We start from the raw sequence: 3,548 nt of genomic DNA on the forward strand, positions 1-3,548 counted from the left end.
AGAGAATCAGTGCGGTTGATCTTAAAATACCCGCATTTCGCTTAATTTTTAGGCAAAACCTCATGGAAATCGCCGCCCCGGGTTGAAATGACGTTGCGCGGAAAAAGATGTGTATAACGATATGCGTATACCCCGCTGCTGGGGGCCTATACCGGCACCCTCGCATCGGCGCAGGCGGTGCCGGCAGCGGCACAAGTACGACCTTGTCGGCAACCTCAAGGAGGTGACCGATCCGCTGGGACGGGTAACGAATCTCACTTACGACCTGCTCGACCGTGTAAAACAGGTGGAACAGCTGCTGACCAACGGCGCACGTCCCACAATCAAGTATGGTGACGATGGCATCGACCAGGTGGCGACGGTGACCGATCCACGCAACCTGGAGACGCATTACTCGGTCGACGGTCTTGGTAACCGCAGCGAGCTAGGAAGCCCCGACACGGGTCTCACAAAATCGACTTACGATGCCGCCGGCAACCTGAAGACACGCATGGACGGCCGCGGTAAAACGAATACCGGGGAGAAGAGAGAATTCGGAAAAATCGGGCGCTAAGGCTATTTCATCGGTGGCGGCCACTGCTGTGCCGCGTGCTTCACTCGAAGAATTTCGACTGTGTCTTTTTGGATGCGATAAATGACGAGATAGTTCGGATGCACGACCATTTCCCGTGTGCCGCGCTTACGGCCTGCGCGGTAAAGCTCCGGCTGCTCAATCAGTCGCTCCGCCTTCTGCTCGAAGAGTTCGTCAAGATCGAGCGCCGCTTGAGGGTTGTCCTCTGCGATGTGGTCCATGATCCGTTCGCGGTCGTTCAGCGCGAGCTGCTTCCAAACTAGCTTCAAGTCTTATCAGCCGCAATACGTTTCCGCAGGGCCTCCCGTTTGCCAGCAAAGTGATTTTTAACTTCGTCATTTGGGATAGATGGGCGCGTGTCATCGATAGCCTCTTGCACCTCCTCCTTGAGCCACTTGTCGTAAGCGGCGGCAGCGTGCGCCTTTTTCAGCGTCGCCGTGGTGTCGGGCCGGGTGCGAGTCAGGCTGTCAGCGTCAAAGTTCACCGCGTCCACGTCAAAGCGCACAATGCCTACGCCTTTCAGGTAGCCGACCAGCGTTTCAAATTTGCGGAAGATGCGGACCTGTTGGCTCCGCTGTGCTGCCAGTGCGCGCTCGGTCATACCGTACTTGACGAGAATGCCCCAGCCGCCCGGCTGGCCCACGATGTGGGCGCTGCGCACGGCCCCAGCCTCGGCCAGCTTGGTAAAGGTGGTGTGGTCGATTGTTTCGGTTGTCATGGCGGTCCCCTTTGCCTATGAAAGTGCGGAATACATAGGTGCTATCATACCTGCAAATAGCTGCTATTTGCAGGTATATTTTGCGCTGGCCGCGCCACACATTCGACATAAAACCGCTTGCGCGAACAGGGCGCGCGCGGCGCCATGGCACACACAAGCGGGTGAAGCGGTCTTGGCGTACTATTTTCTCCCCGAATTCTGTGTTCTTCTGATATCCGTAGCGGCGCGCGTTTGAAACCGGCCATGCTCGCATGCGAGGCCGGTTTCGGCTCACAATAACTGCAAACGAAACGGCGCTCACGCTATCTGCCAATGAGCTTGCAATCGACGGCGCCAGCTCGCATTCCGCGCCTGCCGGCTCGCGCTAACTGCAAATGATGTCGCATATCGGCAAGCCCGCCGCCAGCATGCGCTCGCGGATCTCCGCCGTCCGTTTCGGTTCGAGTTGGTTGCTGAACATCGCGCGAATCTCGGCCGCCTTGGCGTCGAACAGCTCGGTCATGTCCTTGAGCCGGTAGCCGTGGCGTGCCAGCGTCGGCTCCAGGTCATCGAGCTGGCCTCCAGGCATACCATTCATCATCGACATGATGCGCCCCATTGCATGTGCCCGTCAGTCTTTCCAGATGAGAAGTGGATGGGGCCGGAAGACTCGCCGCGCCACGCCACACGTGAATGCTAGGCACCTGCGCACTTAGCGAACGCGGATTTTTCGTCCGGGGCGATCGGGTACAGGAATCTGGCAAATTCAGCGGCGACGATGGGACGAGAGAAGAGGTAGCCCTGGGCTTCACGGCAACGACGCGCCAGCAGCAGGCCTCGTTGCTCCTGTGTCTCGACGCCCTCGGCAATGACCCTGCATTTCAGGCCCTCGCACATGCCGATGATGGCGCTGATAATCGTCGCATTATCTGGATTCGCTTCCATGTCACGCACGAAGGACTGATCTATCTTTAGGACATCGACAGAAAAGTAGCTGAGATAGCTAAGGCTTGAGTAGCCAGTACCAAAATCGTCGATGGCCACTTGGATGCCGAGTTTCTTGAGTTCCTTGAGAAGCAAGCTTGACGATTCTGCGTTTTCCATCAAAACGCTCTCCGTCAATTCGAATTCAAGATAGTGCGGGTCCACGCCCGTATGGCTGAGCACTGTCCTTACGCTGTCTAGAAATCGACGATTCCGAAATTCAAGCGCCGAAATATTCAGGGAGACGGGAACGGGCTGCAGGCCTGCGTCTTCCCAACTGCGAATTTGCCGACATACCTCGCTCAGGACCCAGTGGCCGATCTGTACGATGAGGCCGCACTCCTCGGCAATGCCGATAAATTTCAGCGGCGGGATCAGGTCACGTTCCGGATGCTGCCATCGTATCAGCGCCTCGCAACCGATCACGGCGCCGTTCGCAATGTCGACCCTGGACTGGTAGTGCAGCGTGAATTCTTGCCGTTCGATCGCGCCGCGCAAACCACTTTCCAGGTCCAGGCGCTCAACCGAGCGAGTACTCATGTCCGGTCCATAGAGCTGAAAATTATTCCGCCCGTAGTCTTTCGCGCGATACATTGCCAGGTCTGCGTTCTTGATCAGGGTTTCGCCATCGGCGCCATCGCGCGGATAGATGCTAATGCCGACGCTGACCGTGATGCGAAGCTCGTGTCCATTGATGGAATGGGGCGAGGTAAGCGCAGCGATGATTTTCTCCGCAGTCCTGCCGACATCGCTAGCATGGGTCACTTCGGATAGCAGAATGACGAATTCGTCGCCACCGCTACGGCTGACCGTGTCGGCGGCGCGTACACACATGGTCAGACGGCGCGCAACCGACAGCAGAAGATGGTCGCCAACGACGTGTCCGAGCGAATCGTTGACATGCTTGAACCTGTCCAGATCGAGAAACAAAACAGCCAGAAGTGTCTGGTGGCGTCCGGCCATTTCGATGGCTTGCGTGATCCTGTCGCTCAACAGGGCGCGATTGGGCAAATCGGTGAGGCAGTCGTGTTGCGCGAGATGGGTCATTTGCGAACTCATGTGGCGCGCTGTGCTGACGTCGCGGAATACGATCACGGCACCGGCAACCTTGCCGCCTGCGTCATGGATAGGGGCGAACACCAGCATCAGCATCAGCCATTTTCCAGTAACCGCACCCGCTTGTGCCAACGTGCATCCGGATGACGTACTTCCGGCCGGCCGCCTGCTCTGTGTGACGAACAACTGGGGACGCCAGCTTCAGTTCATGTATGACGTGAAAGGCCGCATTGCCGAAAT

At 57.6% G+C, this 3,548-nt stretch carries 5 protein-coding genes; 1 reads left to right on the forward strand and 4 read right to left on the reverse strand.

The features are described 5' to 3' along the window. Positions 1-223 precede the first annotated feature (223 nt). On the forward strand, positions 224-553 hold the full coding sequence (locus F2P44_RS33895) for a hypothetical protein (RefSeq protein WP_167094430.1): 330 nt from the start codon (positions 224-226) through the stop codon (positions 551-553). Between the two features lie 2 nt (positions 554-555). On the opposite strand, the gene F2P44_RS33900 is transcribed toward F2P44_RS33895, so the two are convergent. The 4 genes from F2P44_RS33900 to F2P44_RS33915 form a co-directional block, all read right to left on the reverse strand. Continuing rightward, positions 556-840, reverse strand: coding sequence for a type II toxin-antitoxin system RelE/ParE family toxin (locus F2P44_RS33900; RefSeq protein ID WP_167094432.1), 285 nt, complete (start codon positions 838-840; stop codon positions 556-558). Beyond that, positions 837-1,289 (reverse strand): antitoxin PaaA2 family protein, encoded by a 453-nt coding sequence (locus F2P44_RS33905; protein WP_167094434.1) that lies wholly within the window; start codon positions 1,287-1,289, stop codon positions 837-839. Before F2P44_RS33905 ends, F2P44_RS33900 begins: the two co-directional genes overlap by 4 nt. A gap of 364 nt (positions 1,290-1,653) precedes the next feature. Continuing rightward, a complete protein-coding gene (locus F2P44_RS36005; protein WP_167094436.1) occupies positions 1,654-1,875 on the reverse strand; it encodes a phosphoribulokinase in 222 nt (73 codons plus the stop codon). An 89-nt stretch (positions 1,876-1,964) separates the two neighbouring features. After that, complete coding sequence (locus tag F2P44_RS33915) at positions 1,965-3,404, reverse strand: putative bifunctional diguanylate cyclase/phosphodiesterase (protein WP_167094438.1); 1,440 nt, start codon at positions 3,402-3,404, stop codon at positions 1,965-1,967. Positions 3,405-3,548 lie beyond the last annotated feature (144 nt).

The organism is Massilia frigida, assembly GCF_011682175.1.
In the GTDB taxonomy this organism is placed as follows: domain Bacteria; phylum Pseudomonadota; class Gammaproteobacteria; order Burkholderiales; family Burkholderiaceae_D; genus Telluria_A; species Telluria_A frigida.